Source organism: Roseateles chitinivorans (assembly GCF_002761755.1).
Lineage (GTDB): Bacteria > Pseudomonadota > Gammaproteobacteria > Burkholderiales > Burkholderiaceae_C > Roseateles > Roseateles chitinivorans.
Map to the genome: position 1 here is coordinate 116119 of NZ_PEOG01000008.1, position 21299 is coordinate 137417.

The 21299-nt window shown below is 65.7% G+C and carries 20 protein-coding genes; 9 read left to right on the forward strand and 11 right to left on the reverse strand.

The window, feature by feature from the left end; all coding sequences use genetic code 11:
- Positions 1–71: 71 nt before the first annotated feature.
- Together cgtA and proB are read left to right on the forward strand one after the other, a co-directional pair.
- Positions 72–1316 carry an Obg family GTPase CgtA gene (gene cgtA / locus CS062_RS03485; RefSeq protein ID WP_233217888.1) on the forward strand — a complete coding sequence of 415 codons (1245 nt, stop codon included), beginning with the start codon at positions 72–74 and terminating at the stop codon, positions 1314–1316.
- Positions 1317–1379: 63 nt separating this feature from the next.
- Positions 1380–2525, forward strand: a complete 1146-nt coding sequence (gene proB / locus CS062_RS03490) for a glutamate 5-kinase (protein ID WP_099860066.1) — start codon at positions 1380–1382, stop codon at positions 2523–2525.
- Positions 2526–2613: 88 nt separating this feature from the next.
- Here proB and CS062_RS03495 read toward each other — a convergent pair whose 3' ends face one another.
- Positions 2614–3321: an RNA pyrophosphohydrolase gene (locus CS062_RS03495; protein ID WP_099860067.1), complete on the reverse strand. Its 708-nt coding sequence runs from the start codon at positions 3319–3321 to the stop codon at positions 2614–2616.
- A 134-nt stretch (positions 3322–3455) separates the two neighbouring features.
- On the opposite strand from CS062_RS03495, the gene CS062_RS03500 reads away from it, so the two are divergent.
- The 3 genes from CS062_RS03500 to CS062_RS03510 all read left to right on the forward strand — a co-directional run bounded on the left by CS062_RS03500 (position 3456) and on the right by CS062_RS03510 (position 7015).
- The gene (locus CS062_RS03500) at positions 3456–5198 is read left to right on the forward strand and encodes a proline--tRNA ligase (RefSeq protein ID WP_099860068.1); all 1743 of its coding nucleotides are present in this window, start codon (positions 3456–3458) and stop codon (positions 5196–5198) included.
- The gene (locus tag CS062_RS03505) at positions 5195–6295 is read left to right on the forward strand and encodes a DUF418 domain-containing protein (protein ID WP_099860069.1); all 1101 of its coding nucleotides are present in this window, start codon (positions 5195–5197) and stop codon (positions 6293–6295) included. Before CS062_RS03500 ends, CS062_RS03505 begins: the two co-directional genes overlap by 4 nt.
- Before the next feature lie 78 nt (positions 6296–6373).
- Positions 6374–7015, forward strand: coding sequence for a lytic transglycosylase domain-containing protein (locus tag CS062_RS03510; RefSeq protein ID WP_233217889.1), 642 nt, complete (start codon positions 6374–6376; stop codon positions 7013–7015).
- A 67-nt stretch (positions 7016–7082) separates the two neighbouring features.
- Here the strand turns inward: CS062_RS03510 and CS062_RS03515 are convergent, their stop codons facing one another.
- From CS062_RS03515 to hemA, 6 genes are all read right to left on the reverse strand, one after another.
- The gene (locus CS062_RS03515) at positions 7083–7676 is read right to left on the reverse strand and encodes a UbiX family flavin prenyltransferase (protein ID WP_199174159.1); all 594 of its coding nucleotides are present in this window, start codon (positions 7674–7676) and stop codon (positions 7083–7085) included.
- On the reverse strand, positions 7676–7990 hold the full coding sequence (grxD, locus tag CS062_RS03520) for a Grx4 family monothiol glutaredoxin (RefSeq protein WP_091727119.1): 315 nt from the start codon (positions 7988–7990) through the stop codon (positions 7676–7678). The genes CS062_RS03515 and grxD overlap by 1 nt, the downstream gene beginning before the upstream one ends.
- A gap of 178 nt (positions 7991–8168) precedes the next feature.
- A complete protein-coding gene (locus CS062_RS03525) occupies positions 8169–8786 on the reverse strand; it encodes a hypothetical protein (RefSeq protein ID WP_099860071.1) in 618 nt (205 codons plus the stop codon).
- A 214-nt stretch (positions 8787–9000) separates the two neighbouring features.
- Positions 9001–9852, reverse strand: a complete 852-nt coding sequence (gene prmC, locus CS062_RS03530) for a peptide chain release factor N(5)-glutamine methyltransferase (RefSeq protein WP_099860072.1) — start codon at positions 9850–9852, stop codon at positions 9001–9003.
- 11 nt (positions 9853–9863) lie between these two features.
- Complete coding sequence (gene prfA / locus CS062_RS03535; RefSeq protein WP_099860073.1) at positions 9864–10955, reverse strand: peptide chain release factor 1; 1092 nt, start codon at positions 10953–10955, stop codon at positions 9864–9866.
- A gap of 135 nt (positions 10956–11090) precedes the next feature.
- The gene (hemA, locus tag CS062_RS03540; RefSeq protein ID WP_099860074.1) at positions 11091–12419 is read right to left on the reverse strand and encodes a glutamyl-tRNA reductase; all 1329 of its coding nucleotides are present in this window, start codon (positions 12417–12419) and stop codon (positions 11091–11093) included.
- Positions 12420–12549: 130 nt separating this feature from the next.
- On the opposite strand from hemA, the gene CS062_RS03545 reads away from it, so the two are divergent.
- Positions 12550–12822: a hypothetical protein gene (locus tag CS062_RS03545; protein ID WP_099860075.1), complete on the forward strand. Its 273-nt coding sequence runs from the start codon at positions 12550–12552 to the stop codon at positions 12820–12822.
- Between the two features lie 117 nt (positions 12823–12939).
- Here CS062_RS03545 and miaB read toward each other — a convergent pair whose 3' ends face one another.
- From miaB to CS062_RS03560, 3 genes are all read right to left on the reverse strand, one after another.
- Positions 12940–14280, reverse strand: a complete 1341-nt coding sequence (miaB, locus tag CS062_RS03550; RefSeq protein WP_099860076.1) for a tRNA (N6-isopentenyl adenosine(37)-C2)-methylthiotransferase MiaB — start codon at positions 14278–14280, stop codon at positions 12940–12942.
- Between the two features lie 128 nt (positions 14281–14408).
- Positions 14409–14882, reverse strand: a complete 474-nt coding sequence (locus CS062_RS03555; RefSeq protein WP_099860077.1) for a hypothetical protein — start codon at positions 14880–14882, stop codon at positions 14409–14411.
- A gap of 87 nt (positions 14883–14969) precedes the next feature.
- Positions 14970–15857, reverse strand: a complete 888-nt coding sequence (locus tag CS062_RS03560; protein ID WP_233217890.1) for a hypothetical protein — start codon at positions 15855–15857, stop codon at positions 14970–14972.
- A 498-nt stretch (positions 15858–16355) separates the two neighbouring features.
- Here CS062_RS03560 and CS062_RS03565 point away from each other — a divergent pair, with 498 nt between their 5' ends.
- Positions 16356–17810: a pectate lyase family protein gene (locus CS062_RS03565; RefSeq protein ID WP_199174160.1), complete on the forward strand. Its 1455-nt coding sequence runs from the start codon at positions 16356–16358 to the stop codon at positions 17808–17810.
- 261 nt (positions 17811–18071) lie between these two features.
- Positions 18072–18305: a hypothetical protein gene (locus CS062_RS03570; RefSeq protein ID WP_099860079.1), complete on the forward strand. Its 234-nt coding sequence runs from the start codon at positions 18072–18074 to the stop codon at positions 18303–18305.
- A 416-nt stretch (positions 18306–18721) separates the two neighbouring features.
- Here the strand turns inward: CS062_RS03570 and CS062_RS25710 are convergent, their stop codons facing one another.
- Positions 18722–18925, reverse strand: coding sequence for a hypothetical protein (locus CS062_RS25710; RefSeq protein ID WP_143742239.1), 204 nt, complete (start codon positions 18923–18925; stop codon positions 18722–18724).
- A 78-nt stretch (positions 18926–19003) separates the two neighbouring features.
- Here CS062_RS25710 and CS062_RS03575 point away from each other — a divergent pair, with 78 nt between their 5' ends.
- The gene (locus CS062_RS03575) at positions 19004–21274 is read left to right on the forward strand and encodes an AAA family ATPase (protein ID WP_099860094.1); all 2271 of its coding nucleotides are present in this window, start codon (positions 19004–19006) and stop codon (positions 21272–21274) included.
- Positions 21275–21299: the final 25 nt, after the last annotated feature.

Consider the following 21299-nt stretch of genomic DNA (forward strand, 5'->3'; position numbering starts at 1 on the left):
AAAGCATGTCCTTGCGCGGGAGCGCGGGGGCCTGAATTACGATAGCCCCGCTCCGGGACTGAAGGCCATCCATGAAGTTCGTTGACGAAGCCACCATCGATATCGCCGCCGGCAACGGCGGCGCGGGCTGCGCCAGTTTCCGCCGCGAGAAGTTCATTCCCTTCGGCGGACCGGACGGCGGGGACGGCGGTCGCGGCGGCAGCGTCTACGCGGTGGCCGATCGCAACCTCAATACGCTGATCGACTACCGTTATGCCCGGCGCCATGAGGCGCGCAACGGCGAAGCGGGTCGGGGCTCGGACCAGTTCGGCGCCGCGGCGGAGGACATCATGCTGAAGGTGCCGGTCGGCACCATCGTGCGCGACCTCGAGACCGACGAGATCATCGCCGAGCTGCTCGAGCCCGATGTGCCGGTGCTGCTGGCCAAGGGTGGCGATGGCGGCTTCGGCAACCTGCACTTCAAGACCTCGACCAACCGTGCACCGCGGCAGAAGACGCCCGGCTGGCCCGGCGAGGTGAAGAAGATCAAGATGGAGTTGCGCGTGCTGGCCGACGTCGGCCTGCTCGGCCAGCCCAACGCCGGCAAGTCCACGCTGATCGCGGCCGTGTCGAATGCCCGCCCCAAGATTGCCGATTACCCGTTCACCACGCTGTATCCCAATCTCGGCGTGGTGCGCGTCGGTCCGGAGAAGAGCTTCGTCATCGCCGACATTCCTGGCCTGATCGAAGGCGCCGCTGAAGGCGCGGGCCTGGGCCACCAGTTCCTGCGCCACCTGCAGCGCACGCGCGTGCTGCTGCATGTGGTCGACCTGGCGCCGTTCAATCCGGACGTGGATCCGGTCGCGGAGGCCAAGGCCATCGTCAAGGAATTGAAGAAATACGACGAGGCGCTGTACGAGAAGCCGCGGTGGCTGGTGCTCAACAAGCTGGACATGGTGCCGGCCGAGGAGCGCGCCGCCCGGGTGAAGGACTTCGTCAAGCGCTACAAGTGGAAGGGGCCGGTGTTCGAGATCTCCGCGCTGACGCGCGAGGGCTGTGAGCCGTTGATCCGCGCCATCTACGACCACGTCGCCGCGATCCAGGCGCCGCCGGTCGAGGATCCGGATGCTCGCTTCGACGAGCCGACGATCGATCCTCCCAAGGCTTTCCAGGAAACACGCAAGACGCGTGCCGCCAAGGCCAAGGTGATCAAGGCGGCGAAGGCGGAATCGGCCGGGGCTACGCCCACCAAGGCCGCGCGCGGCAAGAAGGTCGACAAGGGCGACAAGGCGGAGAAGCCGCCCGAACGCGATCCGCGCTTCGACCCGCTGCCCTGAACGCGGTCCCGACATCGCCCTGACTTCCGGCTCCAGTCCACGACTCCCTCATCCTCCCATCGCATGAGCAACGGCAACCTGAACGGCGAATTGACTGGTGTCCTGCGGGACGCGCGACGGATCGTCGTGAAGGTGGGTTCGAGCCTCGTGACCAACGAGGGACGGGGCGTGGATGCGGAGGCCATCGGCAACTGGTGTCGCCAGTTGGCGGAACTGGCCCGTGAGGGTCGCGAGGTGGTGATGGTCTCCAGCGGGGCGATCGCCGAAGGCATGAAGCGCCTGGGTTGGGCCAGCCGGCCGAAGGAACTGCACGAACTCCAGGCCGCTGCCGCCGTCGGCCAGATGGGCCTGGCGCAGATGTACGAGACCAAGTTGCGCGAACAGGGGCTCACCAGTGCACAGGTGCTGCTGACGCACGCCGACCTGGCGGATCGCGAGCGCTATCTGAACGCGCGCTCGACCTTGCTGGCGCTGCTGCAGCATCGCGTGCTGCCGGTCATCAACGAGAACGACACGGTCGTCAACGACGAGATCAAGTTCGGCGACAACGACACGCTGGGCGCGCTGGTCGCGAACCTCGTCGAGGCCGATGCCCTGGTGATCCTGACGGATCAGAAGGGCCTGTACTCCGCCGACCCGCGCAAGGACCCGAATGCCCGCTTCATCGACCGCGCGACCGCCGGCAAGCCGGAGCTGGAGGAGATGGCGGGCGGCGCGGGGTCCAGCATCGGGCGGGGCGGCATGATCACCAAGATCCTGGCGGCCAAGCGGGCGGCGAGCAGCGGCGCCAACACGGTGATCGCCTGGGGCCGGGAGCCCGACGTGCTGCTGCGGCTGGCCCAAGGCGAGTCGATCGGCACGGCACTGATGGCGTCGACCGCCAAGCTGGCGGCGCGCAAGCAGTGGATGGTCGACCACCTGCAGCTGCGCGGGAAGGTGGTTGTCGATGCCGGCGCGGCCATCAAGCTGCGCGAGGAAGGCAAGAGCCTGCTGCCGATCGGCGTGCACGAGGTGTCCGGCGAGTTCCATCGCGGCGATGTCATTGCGGTCATCGACCTGACGGGCAAGGAGTTGGCGCGCGGCCTGACCAACTATGGCAGCGCCGAGGCGCGGCTGATCGCGCGCAAGCCATCCTTCGACATCGAGCGGGTGCTGGGGTATGCCGCCGAGCCGGAACTGATCCATCGCGACAACCTCGTGTTGCGCTGATCGGTCGCCGCGACGCACAGGAAGAAAGGCGCCCAAGGGCGCCTTTGTCTTGTCCGGGGCGGCGCCTCCTGCGCGGCACCGGTCCCGGTCAGTCCTTCGCCGGTTCCACCGAGCCGGTTTGGGGGGCGGCGGGCGACGAGGCGTCCCGACGCTCACGGGTCTCCTGGGCAGGACCTTCCGCGGCGTGCGCGGCGACTTCCGGCTCGTGAGGCCGATGGTCGGCGCGGTCGTGCCGGTGGTGATCCTGCTCGTTCGGTCCGCCATGGCGATCGCCGCGCGGCGCCGGACGCATGCCCGCCCGCAGGTAGCGATTGTGATGATTGAGCCGCGGCAGGAAGCGCGCGAGCTCGGTCAACGCCATCTGGTAGACGCCGCGCTTGAACTCGATCACGGCCTCCAGCGGAACCCAGTACTCGTTCCAGCGCCAGGCGTCGAACTCGGGATGGTCGGTCGCGCGCAGGTTCATGTCGCTGTCGCGACCGGTCATCTGGAGCAGGAACCAGATCTGCTTCTGCCCGCGATAGTGGCCGCGTGCGTCGCGCCGGATGAAGTGATCGGGAACCTCGTAGCGCAGCCAGTCGCGGGTACGCGCGATGATGCGCACGTGGTCTGCAGTGAGGCCCACTTCCTCATGCAGCTCTCTGAACATCGCCTGCTCGGGCGTTTCGCCATGCTTGATGCCCCCTTGGGGGAACTGCCAAGAATGGGTGCGTATGCGCTTGCCCCAGAACACCTCGTTCTTGTGGTTGAGCAGGATGATGCCGACGTTGGGCCGGAAGCCTTCACGGTCGAGCATAATCAACCTCAAATCATTCGTTGGATTGATTATTGCACCGGGCCTGAGCCCCGGCGCGATCATCGCTAACCCTCGGTGGTGAACGGTTTTTCCGCGGCGGCATGGCTGACCGCGGACTTTTATTTTTTGCGCCCATGAAAGCCTCCCAGTTCTTCGTCTCCACGCTCAAGGAAGCCCCCGCCGACGCGGAAATCGTCAGCCACAAGCTCATGATGCGCGCCGGCATGATCAAGCGCCTGGGCGCCGGTATCTATAACTACATGCCGATGGGCCTGCGGGTGATCCGCAAGGTCGAGCACATCATCCGGACCGAGATGAACCGGGCCGGCGCGGTCGAACTGCTGATGCCGGTCGTGCAGCCGGCGGAACTCTGGCAGGAAACCGGCCGCTTCGACAAGATGGGCCCCGAACTGCTGCGGGTGAAGGATCGCCACGGCCGCGACTTCATCATTCAGCCGACCTCGGAGGAGGTCATCACCGACATCGCGCGCCAGGAGCTGCGCAGCTACAAGCAGCTGCCGAAAAACTTCTATCACATCCAGACGAAGTTCCGCGACGAGCGCCGGCCCCGCTTCGGCATCATGCGCGGGCGCGAGTTCACGATGAAGGACGCGTACTCGTTCGACCGCGACAAGGACGCGGCCGGCCGCAGCTACGACAACATGTATGCGGCCTACTGCCGGATCTTCGACCGCCTGGGCCTGCAATACCGCGCCGTGGCGGCGGACACCGGCGCGATCGGCGGCGACCGCTCGCATGAGTTCCAGGTCATCGCCGAAACCGGCGAGGACGCGATCATCTACTGCCCGACCAGCGACTACGCCGCCAACATCGAGCTGGCCGAGGCGCTGTTGCTGATCGCGACGCGCGGTGCGGCGACGCAGGCGCTGACCAAGACGCCGACGCCCGGCAAGGCGACCTGCGCCGACGTGGCCGAACTGCTCCAGCTGCCGCTGACGCAGACGGTGAAGTCGCTGGTGCTGGCGACCGACGAGCTCAACGAGCACGGCGAGGTCGTGAAGACGCAGGTCTGGCTGCTGCTGGTGCGCGGCGACCACGACCTGAACGAGGTCAAGGCCGGCAAGCTGGAAGGGCTGAAGGGCGGCTTCCGCTTCGCGACCGCCGCGGAGATCGATGCCCACTTCGGCTGCAAGCCCGGCTACCTGGGGCCGATCGGCCTGAAGCAGCCGGTCAAGGTCATCGCCGACCGCACGGTGGCGAACATGGCGGACTTCGTCTGCGGCGCCAACGAGGCGGACTTCCACTTCACCGGCGCCAACTGGGGCCGCGACCTGCCGGAGCCGGACCTGGTCGCCGACATCCGCAATGTCGTCGAAGGCGACCCGTCGCCGGACGGCAAGGGTGTGCTGGCGATCCAGCGCGGCATCGAGGTCGGCCATGTCTTCTATCTGGGCACGAAGTATTCGGCCGCGATGAACGCGACCTACCTGGACGAGAACGGCAAGCCGCAGCTGATGGAAATGGGCTGCTATGGCATCGGCGTGACCCGCATCCTGGGCGCGGCGATCGAGCAGAACCACGACGAGCGCGGCATCGTCTGGCCGGACTCGATCGCGCCCTTCACCGTGGTGGTCTGCCCGATCGGCATGGACCGCAACGAGGAGGTGAAGGCCGCCGCGACGAAGCTCTACGAGGAGCTGCTCGACCTCGGCATCGACGTGCTGCTGGATGACCGCGGCGAGCGCCCTGGCGCGATGTTCGCCGACTGGGAACTCGTCGGCGTGCCGCACCGCGTCGTCATCTCCGATCGCGGCCTGAAGGAAGGCCAGGTCGAGGTCCAGGGCCGTCGCGATGCCGCCGCCACCAAGCTGGCGCTGGCCGATGTCGTCGCCCACCTGAAGCAACGCCTGGCGTGAGCCCGGCTCGTCCGCCGCAGCGCGTCGCGGCGGTGGACGCGCTCCGCGCGCTGGCGCTGCTGCCGGTGGTCGCGGTCAACTGGGTCGGCTATCCGGCGCTGCCCGACGCGGGCCCGATGAGTCCCCCCGGCAGCGACGAAGGCCTGGCGGCCCACGCGCTGTCCTGGTTGCTGCATGCGCTCGTGGCGGGCAAGGGCATCGCCCTGCTGGCCTTCCTCTTCGGCTACAGCCAGGGGCTGTCGCAATCGCGCGGGGTGGATGCCCTGGCCAGGCGCCGCCGTCGGCTGGCCAAGATGCTGGCGCTGGGGCTGCTGCACGGCAGCCTGCTCTACATGGGCGACATCCTGACGCTGTATGCCGTGGCCGGGTCGCTGCTGGCGATCTGGGCCGGCCACTCGATGGCGAAGCTGAGGTTCCGGATCCGGGTGCTGATCGCCGTGGAGTTGGCGGTGATCGCGTTCATGATGGTGCTCGCGAGTCTGCCGCTGGCCGGCGAACCCTCGGTGCCGCTCACGGCGCCGGCCCCGTGGGCAGAGTGGACGTTGCGCAATGCGGGCCACTTCGCCGCGACCACCATCGCCTTCGTGACCCTCGGCGTCCCGGTGCCGCTGCTCTTGATGACGGCTGGACTCATGGCGGCCCGCCTGCGCCTGTTCTCCCATCCGCGCTGGGAACCCGCGCTGCGGCGCTGGTCGCGCCGCTGGCTGTGGCCAGCAGTGGCGCTGAACATCGCGTTCACCTCGCTGCTCTGGCCGGGCCTGCGTGATGGCGACAGCTTCGTCACCGGGCGCTACGCCATCTTCTATCTCTATCCGACGATGCTGCTTCTCAGCGCCGCGGTCCCGGCCCTGGTGCTGCGGATGCGGCGCGATCCGCGTCTGCTGGAGGCGCTCGCGCCGTTGGGACGGCACACGCTGACCCTCTACCTGTTCAGCTCGGTGCTGAGCTTCGCGCTGTTCAGCGGGGCAGGGCTGTCGTGGCAGCCGGGAACGCTGGTGACCGCGGGCCTGGCGCTGGCGTACTGGATCGGCGGCCTGCGGCTGGCGCGGGCGCTCGGACCGCGACGTTTGCCGCTGGAACGCTGGTTGTCGCGCTGACGGCGCCGCCCAGCGCCGTTACGATGCCGCGCCTCTCCCTTTCCGATGTCGATCGCCGCTGATCTTCGTTCCGCCGACGTGACCGCTCCCCGCCTCCCGACGATCTCCCCGACCTCGCGCCGCGCGCTGCTGCTGGCCGGCGCGGCCGCCTGCCTGCCGCGACCCGCGCTCGCGGGTGCGCAGCAGGAGGAGCCCCTGGCCGACGCCGTGCGCTCGGCGCTGTCGGCGGCGATTGCCTCGGATGCGCCGCCCAAGCCTCGCTTCGAGGCCATCGAGCCGCGCTTGGCCTACCTGCGCTGGCTGGGCGAGATGAGCGAGCGGATGAAGCGCAAGAAGAGCGAAGCGCAGACGCGGATCGAGTTCCTGGAGACGCTCTGGTACGAGAGCGCGCGGGCGGGACTCGAGCCGGCGCTGGTGCTGGGCCTGGTGCAGGTCGAAAGCGGCTTCCGCAAGTACGCGATCAGCGTGGCGGGCGCGCGCGGCTACATGCAGGTGATGCCGTTCTGGACGCGCTCGATCGGGGACGGTCAGGTGTCCAGGCTGTTCCACATGCAGACCAACTTGCGCTTCGGCTGCGTGATCCTGCGCCACTACCTCGACATCGAGAAGGGCAACCTGTTCCTTGCGCTGGGACGCTACAACGGGAGCCGCGGCCGGGCCGAGTATCCGAACCTGGTGATGGGGGCCCGCAAGGCGTGGCTGATGCCGGGACAAAGCTGAGGTCTCGACGCGGAGGGGCCCGCGTCAGACCACCGTCAGGTGCTGTCGATGCCCGGGGGCATCGGCGTCAAGCGTGGGAACGCAGCCCTTGCCAGGCCTGCGGCGCGGCGCCTGGCAACTGCGCCAGCTCCAGCACGCGTTCGACAGTCTCCGCGACCATCTCCTCGATCGAGGTCGGCTTCAGATAGAGCGCCGGCAGGGGCGGGAAGATGATGCCGCCCATCTCGGTGACCGCCGTCATGTTGCGCAGGTGGGCCAGGTTCAGCGGCGTTTCGCGCACCATCAGGATCAGCCGTCGGCGCTCCTTGAGCGTGACGTCGGCGGCGCGGCTCATGAGGTTGTCCGACAGCCCATGGGCGACCGCGGCCAGCGTGCGCATCGAACAGGGCGCGATCACCATCGCGGCGGTCGGAAAACTGCCGCTGGCGACGCAGGCGCCGACGTCGCCGGGCGCGTAGGCGACGTCCGCCTCGCGTTCCAGCGCATCACGCGCGAGCCCCAGTTCATGGTGAGCGTTCAGCACGCCGGCGGGGCTCAGGATCAGGTGGGTTTCCGCCCCGATCGCGCGGGCGCGGCGCAGCAGCTGCAGTCCGTAGGCCGCGCCTGTCGCGCCGGTGATGCCGACGATCAGGCGCGGACGCTGCGCCGCGGCGGCCGTCATCAGGCCTTGGCCAGCAGCTGCTGCAGCTCGCCGCTCTCGTACATCTCCATCATGATGTCGGAGCCGCCGACGAACTCGCCGTCGATGTAGAGCTGCGGGATGGTCGGCCAGTTCGCGTATTCCTTGATGCCCTGGCGCACGCCCTCGTCCTCGAGGACGTTGAAGGTCTTCAGTTCGCTGGCGCCGCTGGCCTTCAGGATCTGGATCGCGCGGCCGGAGAAACCGCACATCGGGAACTGGGCCGTGCCCTTCATGAAGAGCATGACCCGGTTGCCCTTGACCAGGTCGTCGATGCGTTGCTGAACGTCGCTCATGGCGGAATCCTCTGAAAGCTGATGCGGGAAGACGTGTGCGGGAGCGCGGCAGGAATCGTTCCGGGCCGGCGGGGGCGCCGGGACGGCACGGCGGACCGCGCGATCCGCCGATTATCGGGCAGCGGACAAGCCCCCGCTCGGCGGGGTCCAAGGGCCGTCGATCCGACGGCGGCGAGGCTCAGAAGCTGTAGCTGACGCCGAACTGGACGACCGGCTTGTAGCGCAGGTCCTGCGACAGCTCGGCCTGCGGCGCGCTGTTGCCCAGGCGCAGTCCGGAGGCGCCGCCGCCGACCACGCCCAGGTCGGCGCTGAAGCCCCAGCCACCGCGCAGCGAATAGCTGGTGTAGCCGACGCCGACGTAGGACAGCGACAGGTTGGGCTCGCGATCGGGGCCGGTGAGCAGGCTGAGGCTGCGGCTACCGGCCGACAGCGACGGTGTGAGCGCCGCGCTGCGGCCGAGTGCGAGGCCGGAACTGCTCTGCAGCAGCGACATCGGGCCCAGCATCAGTCCGCCGGTGGCCCGCAGGCCGCCGCGCGTGCCGGCACCCAGGCCGGAGCCGGTCAGGTAATAGTCCGCCAGCAGGTTAGCGCTCAGCAGGCGACTGCCGCGGCGTGCGTCGAAGGAAAGGGCGTCGTCGTTCTGGCTCTGGCTCACCTGCAGGCGTGCCTGCCAATGGGTGAAGGCATTGCGGTCGGGCTTCAACTGCAGGCCTTGTTGGGCCCAGGCGGCACCGGCCATGCAGACACTGCCGGCCAGGACCACGGCAAGGCGCAAGAGCAAGGGGGCGGCGCGCATGACAGGTCTCCCAGACTGACGACATCACCCGTTTCGAAATGGTTCAAAACGGGCACCAAGTCAGACCATGCTACGCCCCGGCGAGTTACCACGCCAGATCGAGTTGAGGGGGTTTCCAGGCACTGTTGCGGATTCCCGGCGCAGGTTCCTGCAGTGTGGAAACAGCGTGTGAAGTTGGGTGCAAATGGTTGAGATTCGAACGCATCCGCCGGGCTCAGCCCGCCCAGCGACCGCCAGTGGCTCGCGGCTGGTCGCCCAGGTCGCGACGAGTCTCGACATCGACGAAGCCGCGCGCGCGCAGCATCGCGGCAACGGCATCGGCCTGGTCGAAGCCGTGCTCGAGCAGCAGCCATCCGTCGGGGCGCAGCCGAGGCGGAGCTTCCTCGATCAGGTGGCGAAGGTCGGCCAGACCGTCCCCTTCGGGAGTCAGGGCGCTGCGGGGCTCGTGCTTCAGGGCGTCCAGATGGTGGTCATCGCCCGCCACGTAGGGCGGGTTGCTGACGATCAGGTCGAACGCCGACTGGCCGGCCAGGGCTTCGTACCAGCTCCCCAGGTGGCCTTCCACCGGCAGGCCCAGCCGGCGCGCGTTGTCCTGGGCGACCGCCAGGGCGGCGACGCTGAAGTCCACCATGCGGACCTCCACGTCCGGGCGGCGCGACTGGATCGCCAGCGCGATGGCGCCCGTGCCGGTGCCCAGGTCGACCACGCGCGGCGTGGACGCTCCCGATCGGTCCGCCAGTCGCTCCAAGGCCCAGGCGACCAGCACCTCGGTGTCGGGACGCGGGATCAGCGTGTCCGGGGTGACGCGCAGCATCAGCCCGAAGAACTCCTTGACGCCGGTGAGGTAGGCCAGCGGCTCGCCGTCGAGGCGGCGAGCCAGCCAGTCGTGGAACCGCGCGCTCATCGCAGGATCGACCGCATCCAGCGCGTCGGAGTCATGGGCGATCAGCCAGGCGCGCGACACACCCAGCAGCGCCTGCAGCAGGTATTGCGCCTCGGCGCGCGGCAGGCCGGCGGCGATCGCGGCCCGTTCGGCGCCGATGACGGTCAGCGCAGGCCCGCCCATGGGTCGCGTGCTCACGTCGCGCCGCCTTCCAGCGCGGCGAGCTGCTCGGCCGCCTGCGCCTGCTGCAAGCCCTGGAGGACATCCGCCAGGTCGCCATCCATGATCGCGCCCAGCTTGTACAGCGTCAGATTGATCCGGTGGTCGGTCAGGCGTCCCTGCGGGAAGTTGTAGGTGCGGATGCGATCACTGCGGTCGCCGCTGCCGATCAGGCTCTTGCGCTGCGCGGCCTCCTTGGCGGCGCGCTCACTGCGGTCCTTCTCGCGCAGTCGCGCGGCGAGCACCGCCATCGCCTTGGCCTTGTTGCGGTGCTGGCTGCGGTCGTCCTGGCATTCGGCGACCAGGCCGGTGGGCAGGTGGGTGATGCGGATCGCGCTGTCGGTCTTGTTGACGTGCTGCCCGCCCGCGCCGCTGGCGCGGAAGGTGTCGATGCGCAGGTCGGCGGGATTGAGCTGGATCTCCTCCGCCTCGTCGGGCTCGGCCATGACGGCGACGGTGCAGGCGCTGGTGTGGATGCGCCCCTGCGACTCGGTTGCCGGCACGCGCTGCACGCGATGGCCGCCGGATTCGAATTTCAGCTGGCCGTACACGCCGTCGCCGTCCAGGCGCAGCACGATTTCCTTGTAGCCGCCCAGGTCCGATTCGTTGGCCGACAGCACCTCGCAGCGCCAGCCCTGGCCCTCGGCGAAGCGCGTGTACATGCGGGTCAGGTCACCGGCGAAGAGCGCCGATTCGTCGCCGCCGGTGCCGGCGCGGATCTCGAGGAAGGCCGGCCGGTCGTCGTCCGGATCCTTGGGAATCAGCGCGAGCTGCAGTTCCTGGTCGAGCCGGGCGAGGTCCTCCTGCGCCGCGGCGATCTCCTCCCGCGCCATGTCGGCCATGTCAGCGTCGCCGCTGTCGAGCAGCTCGCGGGCCGCGGCCAGATCCTGCTCGCGCTGGAGGTAGCGCCGGTAGCGCTCGACGAGCGAGGACACCTCCGACTGCTCGCGCGTGAGCGCGCGGTAGCGCTTCATGTCCGTCGCGACGCTGCCGTCGGCGAGGGTGGTGTCGAGCTCGGCCAGACGGTAGCCGAGGCGGTCGAACTGCTGGCGCAGGGCGTCTTTCATGGGGAATCCGGAGGGAGCGCGGCACCCGCGAAGGGAAATGGGACGGGGCGGGCGGCACGGGGAATCACGGCGCGGCGACGGCCGCGGGCGGAACGGGAACCGGGCGCGTCGCGCCGGGTCCGGCAGCGATCGCCGCTACGAATCCGCTTCGTCGCCGAGCGCGTCGGCGCGCAGGCCGGGCGTCTTCGCGCTGCCGCGCAGGAACAGCCTCGACACGGTCTGCGCCATCTGCAGACGCTGCTCGCCGTCGCTGCCGTTGAGCTCGGCCATCGCGCCGTGCAGCATCTTCTGCGTCAGGCCGCGCGCGAGCGCATCCAGCACGCTATCGATGTCCTCGCCCTTGGCCAGCAACTTGCGGGCGCGCTGCAGCTCGGCCTGGCGCCAGCTGTCGGCTTGCTGGTGCAGGGCCTGGATCAGCGGCACCGTGTGGCGCTGGCCCAGCCAGTGGACGAAGCTCTGCACGCCGGTTTCGATGATGGCCTCGGCCTGCTGGACTGCGGCCTGGCGCTTCTCGCCGGCGGTCTGGACCAGCTTGGACAGGTCGTCCACGGTGTAGAGATAGACGTCGTCCAACTGGGCGACTTCCTGCTCGATGTCGCGCGGCACGGCGAGGTCGACCATGAACATCGGCTTGTGCCGGCGCTTCTTCAGCGCGCGCTCGACGGCGCCGAGCCCGATCAGCGGCAGGCTGGAGGCGGTGCAGGAGATCACCGCGTCGAATTCGTGCAGGCGGTCCGGCAGGTCGGCGAGGCGGAAGGCCTCGGCGCCGAGATGGGTGGCGAGCTTCTCGCCCCGCTCCAGCGTCCGGTTCGCGACCGAGATCGACTTCGGACCCTTGGCGGCGAAATGGGTGCCGACCAGCTCGATCATCTCGCCCGCGCCGACCAGCAGCACGCGGAGGTCGGCCAGGTTCTCGAACAGCTGCGCGGCGAGCCGGACCGACGCCGCGGCCATGCTGATCGAGTGGCTGCCGATCTCGGTGGAACTGCGCACCTCCTTGGCGACCGAGAAGCTGCGCTGGAACAGCTGGTGCAGCGTCGTGCCGAGCGTGCCGGCCTGGTCGGCCTCGCGCACCGCCTGCTTCAGCTGGCCGAGGATCTGCGGCTCGCCCAGCACCATCGAATCCAGCCCGCTGGCGACCCGGAAGGCGTGCCGCGCCGCGTCGCCGCCCTCGACGACATACGAATGGTCCATCAGCGTCGCGCTGCCGACGCCACCGACCTGCGCCAGCCAGTCCACCGCCGGACGGACCATGTCGGCGTCGCCGGCGACGTAGAGCTCGGTGCGATTGCAGGTGGAGAGGATCGCGGCTTCCGCGGCGGCGGTCCGGCGGCGCTGCGGCGCGCCGACCTGGTCCTGGAAGCGCAGCAGCGTCGGCGCCAGTTGCTCGAGCGTGAACGCGAAACGTCCGCGCAGATCGAGGGGCGCGGACGTGTGGTTCAGGCCGAGGGCGAAGACGGACATGGCCGCGATTATAAAATTCCGCCCCGACCCGTGCATCGCACCGGCCTTGGCGGCGCGCTCATCGCCCCGGGATGCGTCAAGAACGGCGCTTTCGTCACACTTTTATCCCTCGCCCGGAGCGAACCGACCCGTGGACCCACTCGACGCCGTCTGGCATCTCGGCAACCTTTTCCTGCCCGCCTGGGGCGTCGCGGCGCTGATGGCGCTGGCGCTCAAGCTGATCTGGCGGGAGACCGTCGCCGGCATGCGCTGGCGCACGCTCGCCGTCTGGGGCGGACTGGGCGGGACGATGGGCATCGCCGCCGCGCTGATGCTGACCGGGCGCGACGGCACCATGGCCGGCTACGGCCTGATGCTGCTGGGCGTCACCGCCGCCCAGTGGGGCGTCAGCTACAAGCGCTGACCCATCTCCTCCCTGCCGCTCGGGCCCTCCGCCGCTCGGCCGCGGATCCCGCGACGAGTCCCGCCATGAAACGGAAAAGCCGGCATCAGCCGGCTTTCGTCGTCGTGGTCGGGCTGCTCAGCCGGGCAGGTCGGCGGTGATCGGCACCTCGCCGCGCAGCGAGTGCGCGAAGGCCTCGGTGATGCGCATCGGGATGATCTGGTGCATCAGCCGCTCATGGCCCTTGAAGTTGACGATGCGGTTGCACTCGGTGCGGCCCATCAGTTCGGTGGCGTCCTTGCGGGCATGGCCCGATACCAGGACCGGCACCGTCCGGCCGACCAGGCTGTCGTTGTAGCGGATCGCGGTGGCCTCGATCTCGGCCTGCAGTTCCTGCAGGCGGCGCACCTTCACCTCGTGGGGCGTGTCGTCGGCCAGATTGGCCGCCGGCGTTCCGGGCCGCGGGCTGAAGATGAAGCTGAACGAGGCGTCGAAGCCGACGTCGCGCACCAGCTGCATGGTCTTGGCGTGGTCCTCGTCGGTCTCGCCGGGGAAGCCGACGATGAAGTCGGACGCGATCCGGATGTCCGGCCGCACCGCACGCAGCTTGCGCACGATGCTCTTGAACTGCAGCGTGGTGTAGCCGCGCTTCATCGCCATCAGGATGCGGTCGGAGCCGTGCTGCACCGGCAGGTGCACATGGTTCACCAACTGCGGGATCCGGCCGTAGGCATCGATCAGGCGCTGGCTGAACTCGTTGGGATGGCTGGTCGTGTAGCGGATGCGCTCGATGCCGGGGATCTCGGCCGCGTACTCGAGCAGCAGCGCGAAGTCGGCGATCTCGTCGGAGTCCCCCATCTTCCCGCGGTAGGCATTCACGTTCTGCCCGAGCAGCGTCACTTCCTTGACGCCCTGGTCTGCCAGGCCGGCAACTTCCTCGAGCACGTCCTCGAACGGGCGGCTGACCTCCTCGCCGCGGGTGTAGGGCACCACGCAGTAGGAGCAGTACTTGGAGCAGCCTTCCATGATGGACACGAAGGCCGATGCGCCCTCGACCCGCGCCGGCGGCAGGTGGTCGAACTTCTCGATCTCGGGGAAGGAGATGTCCACCTGCGGTCGCAACTGCGCCTGGCGCTGGGCCAGCATCTGCGGCAGGCGGTGCAGCGTCTGCGGGCCGAAGACAACGTCGACGTAGGGCGCGCGCTCGATGATCGCGGCGCCTTCCTGGCTGGCCACGCAGCCGCCGACGCCGATCATCACGCCCTTGGCCTTCAGGTGCTTGATGCGGCCCAGGTCGGAGAACACCTTCTCCTGCGCCTTCTCGCGGACCGAGCAGGTGTTGAACAGCACCAGGTCGGCCTGCTCGACATCGGTGGTGGGCTCGTAGCCCTCGGCGGCGCGCAACACGTCGGCCATCTTGTCCGAGTCGTACTCGTTCATCTGGCAGCCGAAGGTCTTGATGAAGACTTTCTTGCTCATGGGGAGCTCCGGGAGGCATCGGCGCGATCCGCGGGGCGGACTCGGCCGGGATTCAAAGGGAGGCGCGGGCCCGCGCCGGGGCGCTTGTCCGGAAGACCGGGGCGCGGCGCGGGCAGGCGTTCAGCGGATCAGGGCTTGCGCCAGACCTGGCTGGCCTGGTCGAACACCAGTTGGGAGGCTTGCTGCGGGGTGGTCGGCCAGAACTTGTTCGCCAGCTCGACCTCGTTCAGCACCCAGACGTCCATGAGCAGGCCGTTGATGTCGGTGGTGTAGAGGACGGTCAGCTTCTGGTCGTACAGCGAGCCCGGCGTGGCGACCTGGTCGACCGCGTTTCGGATGCGCGCGCCGGGCGCGAGCCGGGCGGCCTTGCCGTTGAGCTTGACGTCCGGCGTCACGCCGATGACCAGTTCGCCGCGCAGCGCGCGCTGCGGGAAGTAGCGGTGGCCGGGGGCGATCTGCGCGTGGGCGGTCGATGGGGCGGTGAGCGCGCCGAGGGTGGCAACGGTCGAGAGGACCGCGAAGACGGCGGCAAGGGCGGTGCTGGCGGCCGACGTCGTCAGCAGGCGACGACGGGGCAGGGCGGGCGGGGCACAGCGGTACATGGTGTAGATCCAGTGGCTGCGGAAAATTCGCAAGGGCGCGAGTTTAACGGGACGAGCGCCGCCGGGGCGGCGACGCAGGCCTCGGCCTCAGAGCTGCCGGGTGGCGCCCCCTTGCGCCAGCGGTGCGGGGGCGGGCTCGGGCAGCACGTAGACGACGCCGGCGCCGTGGCCGAGCACCGGCGCGACGACGCGGTCGAAGAACTCGCCCGCCACGACCACGCAGCCCAGCGAGATCCGGTTGTCGTCCGGCGACGGCGAGGCGAGCCGCTCGGCGCGGCGCTCGCGCGCCGGGCTGGGGCGCAGGCGGTGGATGGCGAAGGCGGCGTCGTAGTCGACCCAGATGACGGTCTCGCCCTTCAGATTGGGACCGGGCTGGCTGTCGTAGCGGCCGGCGGGCGTGGTGCGCAGGTCCGGCGGGATGCCGGTGGCGACCATCTCGCCGACACCCGGCGCGACGCGATCGCCACGGGCCAGGCCCAGCAGCGCCGGCGCGGCGCCAGCCAGGCGGCCGTCGGCGAGGAAGACGAAGAGCTTGGCGGCCTTCTTGTCCACGACGGCGAAGGGCAGCCCCTTCGCGTCGGCGCGCTCGAAGGCGGCTCGCGCCATCGCGCGGGCCTCGGGCGAGGCGGGTTCGCCGCGGAAGTCGACCACGAGCGCCGAAGAGGGACGAGCAACGGACGGCGCCGGCAGGGTCGTGGCTACGGACGCCGGTGCCAAGGTCACGGTGGTCGTCGGCAAGGCGGGCGCCGCGATCGGCGCGGCCGTGGGAATGGGGGCGAGCCTCGCCGCGGTCGGCAGTGCCTCGGCAGCCGTCGGCGCGGCGAGGGGGGCGCCGAGTGCCGGTTCGGCGCGCGCTGCGGTGGGACTGGCCATCAACGTGATCGCCACGGCGGACATCGCCAGCAGCGAGGCGGCCGCAAACACCCGCCGGCGCGCGGACGCTTCCCAGTGACCCAACGACCCGATCGACTTCATACCCACCCCGACGTCCTTCTGGCGGACCGTTCTGGTCGATGCCGGCGAGGCGCCGGGCGGGTCCGCTGGGGGCGGATATTAAGGAGCAGTCGACGCTTTCAACTGTCGATCCTTGCGCGGAAACGCCGGGACTTTCCCGGGAATTTGTAAGACGGGCGAAGAGCGGCAGGAATTGGCGTACGACAGGTGCGCTCAGGGAACTTGGAAGCCACGCGGAGCGCGTCGTAACGCTGGCTTGGTAAATGTAAAACGGCTTTTCGAAAACGGGTGATCTCGTTAGTCTGCGCCCGTTGACGAGATGGCCGCGCCTGCGCGCCGGCATGTCGTCGCTGGCCGCTGCCACGGTCACCGTCCCCGTCGCGGACCCTGCTGGTCCGCGGTGCGCGAGGCGGGCGAATCGGCAGTTGGGTTTCCCGAGCAGTTTTTTCGATTCACCGGTGACCGGTGAGGGCGCAGCCATGCCCACGCCGGATCGCTTCAACGATCCAGGAGACATCCATGAAGAACATCTGTACTCATGCGCCCGGCGAACTGGTCGCGCCCAAGCCGCCATTGACTGGTGGCCTTCGCGCCCCTGGCCCGCGACGGGGCCTGGCCGCCATGGCGGTCGCCGTGGGGGCCGTGGCTCCGGTCGGCGTCGCGCATGCGGTCGACTGGCCTTCCGGCTATTCCAAGTGCGCCGACGAAGGCGGGAGCTGCAAGGTCGGTGCGACCGCGCGCCAGGTCTCGTTCGGCGTCAAGGACAAATGGGTCATCAAGACGCTCACCGGCACGGTGCCTTGCACATCGGCCACCTTCGGCGGCGCCGACCCGAATCCGGGCATTGCCGAGAAGTGCGCTGTCGGCCCGGCGGCCTCGCCCGCTCCGGCGCCTTCGCCGGCTCCTGCGCCCGCGCCCGCCCCGGCACCGTCCCCCGCACCCGCACCGGCTCCCGCCGGGCACAGTGGTGGTTATGCCGGGGCGGTCACCGGCGGCGGCTCGGCGACGCCGGTGACGGTCACCACCGCGGCCCAGATGCAGGCGGCCATCGATGCCTACAGCGGCACCGGCGGGTTGGTGATCCGCTACGCCGGGACCTTCGACTTCGGCACCATCACCGATACCTGCGCCCAATGGCAGAAGCCGGCCGGCGCGATCGTCGAGATCAAGAACAAGAGCAACGTCACGATCGAGGGCGTCAACGGCTCGGCCGCCAACTTCGGGCTCGCGATCAAGGCGGCGGCGAGCAACATCATCATCCGCAACATGACGATCGGCCTGTTGCCCGGGAAGATCGACGCGATCGGCATCGAGGGCCAGAGCGGCGGTTATCCGAGCAACATCTGGATCGACCACAACACGCTCTTCAGCTCGACCAAGGACTGCGCCGGCGCTGGCGACCTCGAGTTCGACGGCCTGATCGACAGCAAGGCGGGCGCGCATCACATCACCTACTCGTACAACTACATCCACGACCACCAGAAGGTCGGGCTGATCGGCTCCAGCGACAGCGATGCCAGCGACCGCTACATCACCTTCCACCACAACGTGTACAGCAATGTGGTGTCGCGCTTGCCGCTGCAGCGGGCGGGGTACACGCACCTCTACAACAACCTGTACTCGAACGTTCTGACCTCGGGGGCCAACATCCGGATGGGCGGGTACTCGCTGATCGAGGGCAACTACTTCGAGAACGCGCAGAACCCGGTGACCTCGCGGGACAGCTCGTCCATCGGCTACTGGGAACTGCGCAACAACAACGTGAAGAGTCCAGCGGACTTCGCGACCTACGGCATCAAGTGGGTGGCCAGTGGCTCCAGCCCCTCGCGCGACGCCACCGACTGGACGACGACGGCGAACTTCCCGGTCGGCATCCCGTATGCGTACACGGTGCATGACCCGGCGTGCGTCAAGCAAAGGCTGCCCAATGTGGCGGGGGCCGGGAAGAACCTGGCGACGCTGAGCTGCAATTGAGCGTGGTCCGCGCCTTCATGCGCTGATGCGCGAGGGCGCTAGCGTAACCCAAGTGCCCAAACGGAAAACCCCGCAGGACTTGCGTTCTGCGGGGTTTCGTATTTGGTGGCGCTTCAGGGAGGTGCCACCACCATCCGAAAAAGGCTTGTCGAAACAACGGGTTAGCCCGAACTTGCACCACCCGTGGCGGCGAAAAGTTGTTCCACCCATTGTGCCACCTTGGGGAAGAATGCGCGTGCCTTCCTGAGGGCCTGACAACGCATGAAAACGCTCCACCTTGACCTGACTCACTGGCAAGCCCACCTGATCCTGGAGGCGTTGACCGAGCTCGATGCGCAGTGGGCTTACATCTGCCAGACCTCGACGGATGAGGACGTGGTGGCCGACTACGGCAACGACCTGATCGAGCTCCGCACGACCCTGGGTGAAGCGAAGACCAAGGCCCTGGAGGTGTTCGGGCCGGGCGTGATCAATTTCGACCGCACCCCGTTGTGACGCTGCCTGAGCACGCACATGCGGCCCCATTGCTGGGCCAATTTTTTGTCACCCACAAGCAGGTGTTGCCTCTCCAACTAGCTGTGCCAAACTTTGTTGCGGTAACAGCATAGATTGATCTTTAAGGGAGCAGCTAAATGAACTTTAAGCAGTTTCTTCTCGAGAAAATTATCCCGAATTTTCTGATTTGGCTGATTGCTTATGTCGTAATTGGGAAAGTTATTGGGAGATATTACTCTCTTGTAGCTGTGGATTGGAGTGGGCTCGTCGATTTTCGGTCTTTGATCATTTTTCTTTGCGGAGTTGTCTTGTCTATAACCATTGGGTGGCTAATTTCCAGAGGCAGCTCAGTTCAATGGCTCTTTCAGAAAGTGCGTGACGAAGCTAGTAGTGCCTTAGTTAATGTTTCCTCACTATCAGTGATAGTCGGAGCTGTTTCGCTCAATTTTCCCATTCTGCTCGCCGGGATAGCTGGCTTCCTCCTTGCGTGGCGAATTCCTTAATGCAGCCTTCTTGTCGACATGCATGTAAGGCAAAATAAAAAATACGAAGACGGCGAAAATGGCAAGAGATCCAAAGATATAGAGAAACTCTTCGTTGATGATGTTTTGTATATTCATTGGCCCTCCCGTTTAGTAGTTGATATCACGAAGCCGTCCAAGAGTCAATGAAGCGGCAGTGGGCCATAAGGGGGATTGATGATAAAGAACATCTTAAAAATATCTGGACTTGGAGTTTATGAAAATTATTCGTGGCCTCCAGGGACGGAGGATTTTGAGAAGAAGAACATCATCTATGGGTGGAACTATTCTGGAAAAACTACGCTATCTCGAGTTTTTTCGTGCTTAGAAGAAAGGTCGCTAATAGCGGACTTGCAAGGTTGTAGCTTCGCCCTGCAAACGGATGCAGGTGAGATCAACGTCGGAAATATCTCATCCAGTCCGTTAAGAGTTAGAGTATTTAATTCCGACTTCGTTCGTGAAAACATAAGTTTCTCAGGGCAAGGCTTCAAACCCATCCTTTTACTTGGAAAGGGTTCGGAAGATGCTCAGCGAAAAGTGGAAAAAATCGAGGTTCGGAATAAGGATGTAGCTCAAGCGATTCAGCGAATCGCCGGACGTATCAACGATCTGGAGCGAAGCTTTGAAGAAGCAAAACGGGAAGCGGCTCGGAATATCCGACAGACGCTGAGAATCGATCCGTATACGGCTACGCACCTAGTTCGGGATGCCGCATCTCTGCAGGGCAAGGGCAGTGCTCTTCGGAGTGAAGAGGAACTGGCAAGGCTCATCGAGCAAGCCTTGGAAACAGATGCATCTAAGCCAATTAGATTGGAAGAGATACAGATGAAGCCCCCGTTGCTGCCTCATATTCGAGCCGAAGTCGAAGTGGTGCTTCGCTCGCAACCAAGTTTGTCCAATACCCTTGATGCATTGAAGAACAATCCTGCCCTTGAGCAATGGATTGAGGACGGGGTTCATCTACACCAAAGTCACGATCACTGCGAGTTTTGCGGAAATGCTCTTGACCAGGAACGAATGCATCAATTTTCAATGCATTTCTCGAAGGATCTGGAGATGCACAGGGACGAAATCCGGAAGGCTATAGAGAAGGTTAAAGGAACTTATCACCAGGGAGACTTGCCTCGGATTGCCGAAATATATGCCCCGTATCGTGAAGAGCTTCAGGAGGCGTTGAACTCTTACTCGGTGGCCATCGGTGGCTACAACCAAGCCGTTAAAGACTATGGATTGATTCTGCAGGAGAAACTGAAGAATCCTTATCAGGCATTCGAAGCCCCTGTGATTCCAATGCCTCTGATACTTTCATTTCAAAATGAAATCAACTCACTCAATCGCATAATTCAAAAGCACAATCAACACGTCCTAGAATTCGAGTCCAGCCGAACGAAAGCCGCCGAAGGTGCTAGATTGCATTTTGTTCAACAATTTTTGGATGATCAGAATTTTCTGGGTCATGAACGTCGAGCAAAGAGATGCGCGTCGAGGAAGCAGAGGCTGGAGAGGTCGGTAGAGGTCACGCGACCGATTCTTTCCGAGCTGAAGGCAAGCATTAGTCAAGCGGAAGAGGGGCGATCACGGATTAATGAAAAGTTGCGATCGATGCTTGGAAGCGAGGCAGTTCAGATCAAGAGCCAGAAGAATACCTCGGGTTCTGATGAGTTCCTCTTGATTCGAAAGGGCGGCAAGCCTGCTCGTAACCTTAGTGATGGGGAACGCACTGCAGTCGCATTCGCATACTTTGTTGTTGGCCTGGAGGATCTTACGGAAGATCAATTTAAGGACACCATAGTATTTATTGATGATCCGATTTCAAGCCTAGATGCGAATCACCTGTTCCAAGTCACGGCAAGCATACGCGAAACCTTCTTTCATCGAGTCCCTCAGCCCAATAAGACGACGTCTTGGGCTACTCGGTGCAAACAAATTTTTATCTCCACCCATAACTTCCAGTTCTTTGATTTGATTCGGGAGCTCGAACCAACTGCAAAAAAAGAAGCGCGGCTCTACTTCATTAAAAAGATCTCGGCGACCAAGTCAGTGCTTGGAAACATGCCGAAGTCGCTGAGTCGCTATTCGTCAGAGTATCACTATTTGTTTGAGGCTATCCTTGGATTCCACAACTCCCAGGATAAAGCGAGCTTTGAAAATCTGATGATGTTGCCCAACGCAGTCCGGCGGTTCACGGAGCTCTATACGTATTCAAGAATCCCCACACCACGAGATGGCTCAGTCGACCAACGTGCTGAAAAACTCTTTGGTTCTGAATCAGCGAAACGCATTTTGAAAATGCTTCACAAATTCAGCCATGGCAACAACATTGAGAGCTTTACGGCCAGCAATGAGTTGATTTTCGATTTGGAACATACCGTCAACGACCTGCTAGGGCACATCCAGACCAACGATCCGCACCACTGGAACGCTTTGCTGGAGGCCGTGCAGCCATGAATGGAGGTGTGCAAATGTCACGCAT

What these genes read in the sequence shown, in the direction of transcription:
- CS062_RS03570 (WP_099860079.1), top strand. Translation starts at nt 18,072, where the DNA reads ATGAAAACGCTCCACCTTGACCTGACTCACTGGCAAGCCCACCTGATC.
- cgtA (WP_233217888.1), top strand. Translation starts at nt 72, where the DNA reads ATGAAGTTCGTTGACGAAGCCACCATCGATATCGCCGCCGGCAACGGC.
- grxD (WP_091727119.1), bottom strand. Translation starts at nt 7,990, where the DNA reads ATGAGCGACGTTCAGCAACGCATCGACGACCTGGTCAAGGGCAACCGG.
- prmC (WP_099860072.1), bottom strand. Translation starts at nt 9,852, where the DNA reads ATGGGCGGGCCTGCGCTGACCGTCATCGGCGCCGAACGGGCCGCGATC.
- hemA (WP_099860074.1), bottom strand. Translation starts at nt 12,419, where the DNA reads ATGTCCGTCTTCGCCCTCGGCCTGAACCACACGTCCGCGCCCCTCGAT.
- CS062_RS03515 (WP_199174159.1), bottom strand. Translation starts at nt 7,676, where the DNA reads ATGACGGCCGCCGCGGCGCAGCGTCCGCGCCTGATCGTCGGCATCACC.
- prfA (WP_099860073.1), bottom strand. Translation starts at nt 10,955, where the DNA reads ATGAAAGACGCCCTGCGCCAGCAGTTCGACCGCCTCGGCTACCGTCTG.
- CS062_RS03555 (WP_099860077.1), bottom strand. Translation starts at nt 14,882, where the DNA reads ATGTACCGCTGTGCCCCGCCCGCCCTGCCCCGTCGTCGCCTGCTGACG.
- miaB (WP_099860076.1), bottom strand. Translation starts at nt 14,280, where the DNA reads ATGAGCAAGAAAGTCTTCATCAAGACCTTCGGCTGCCAGATGAACGAG.
- CS062_RS03525 (WP_099860071.1), bottom strand. Translation starts at nt 8,786, where the DNA reads ATGCGCGCCGCCCCCTTGCTCTTGCGCCTTGCCGTGGTCCTGGCCGGC.
- CS062_RS03575 (WP_099860094.1), top strand. Translation starts at nt 19,004, where the DNA reads ATGATAAAGAACATCTTAAAAATATCTGGACTTGGAGTTTATGAAAAT.
- CS062_RS03495 (WP_099860067.1), bottom strand. Translation starts at nt 3,321, where the DNA reads ATGCTCGACCGTGAAGGCTTCCGGCCCAACGTCGGCATCATCCTGCTC.
- CS062_RS03500 (WP_099860068.1), top strand. Translation starts at nt 3,456, where the DNA reads ATGAAAGCCTCCCAGTTCTTCGTCTCCACGCTCAAGGAAGCCCCCGCC.
- CS062_RS03565 (WP_199174160.1), top strand. Translation starts at nt 16,356, where the DNA reads ATGAAGAACATCTGTACTCATGCGCCCGGCGAACTGGTCGCGCCCAAG.
- CS062_RS03560 (WP_233217890.1), bottom strand. Translation starts at nt 15,857, where the DNA reads ATGAAGTCGATCGGGTCGTTGGGTCACTGGGAAGCGTCCGCGCGCCGG.
- proB (WP_099860066.1), top strand. Translation starts at nt 1,380, where the DNA reads ATGAGCAACGGCAACCTGAACGGCGAATTGACTGGTGTCCTGCGGGAC.
- CS062_RS25710 (WP_143742239.1), bottom strand. Translation starts at nt 18,925, where the DNA reads ATGAATATACAAAACATCATCAACGAAGAGTTTCTCTATATCTTTGGA.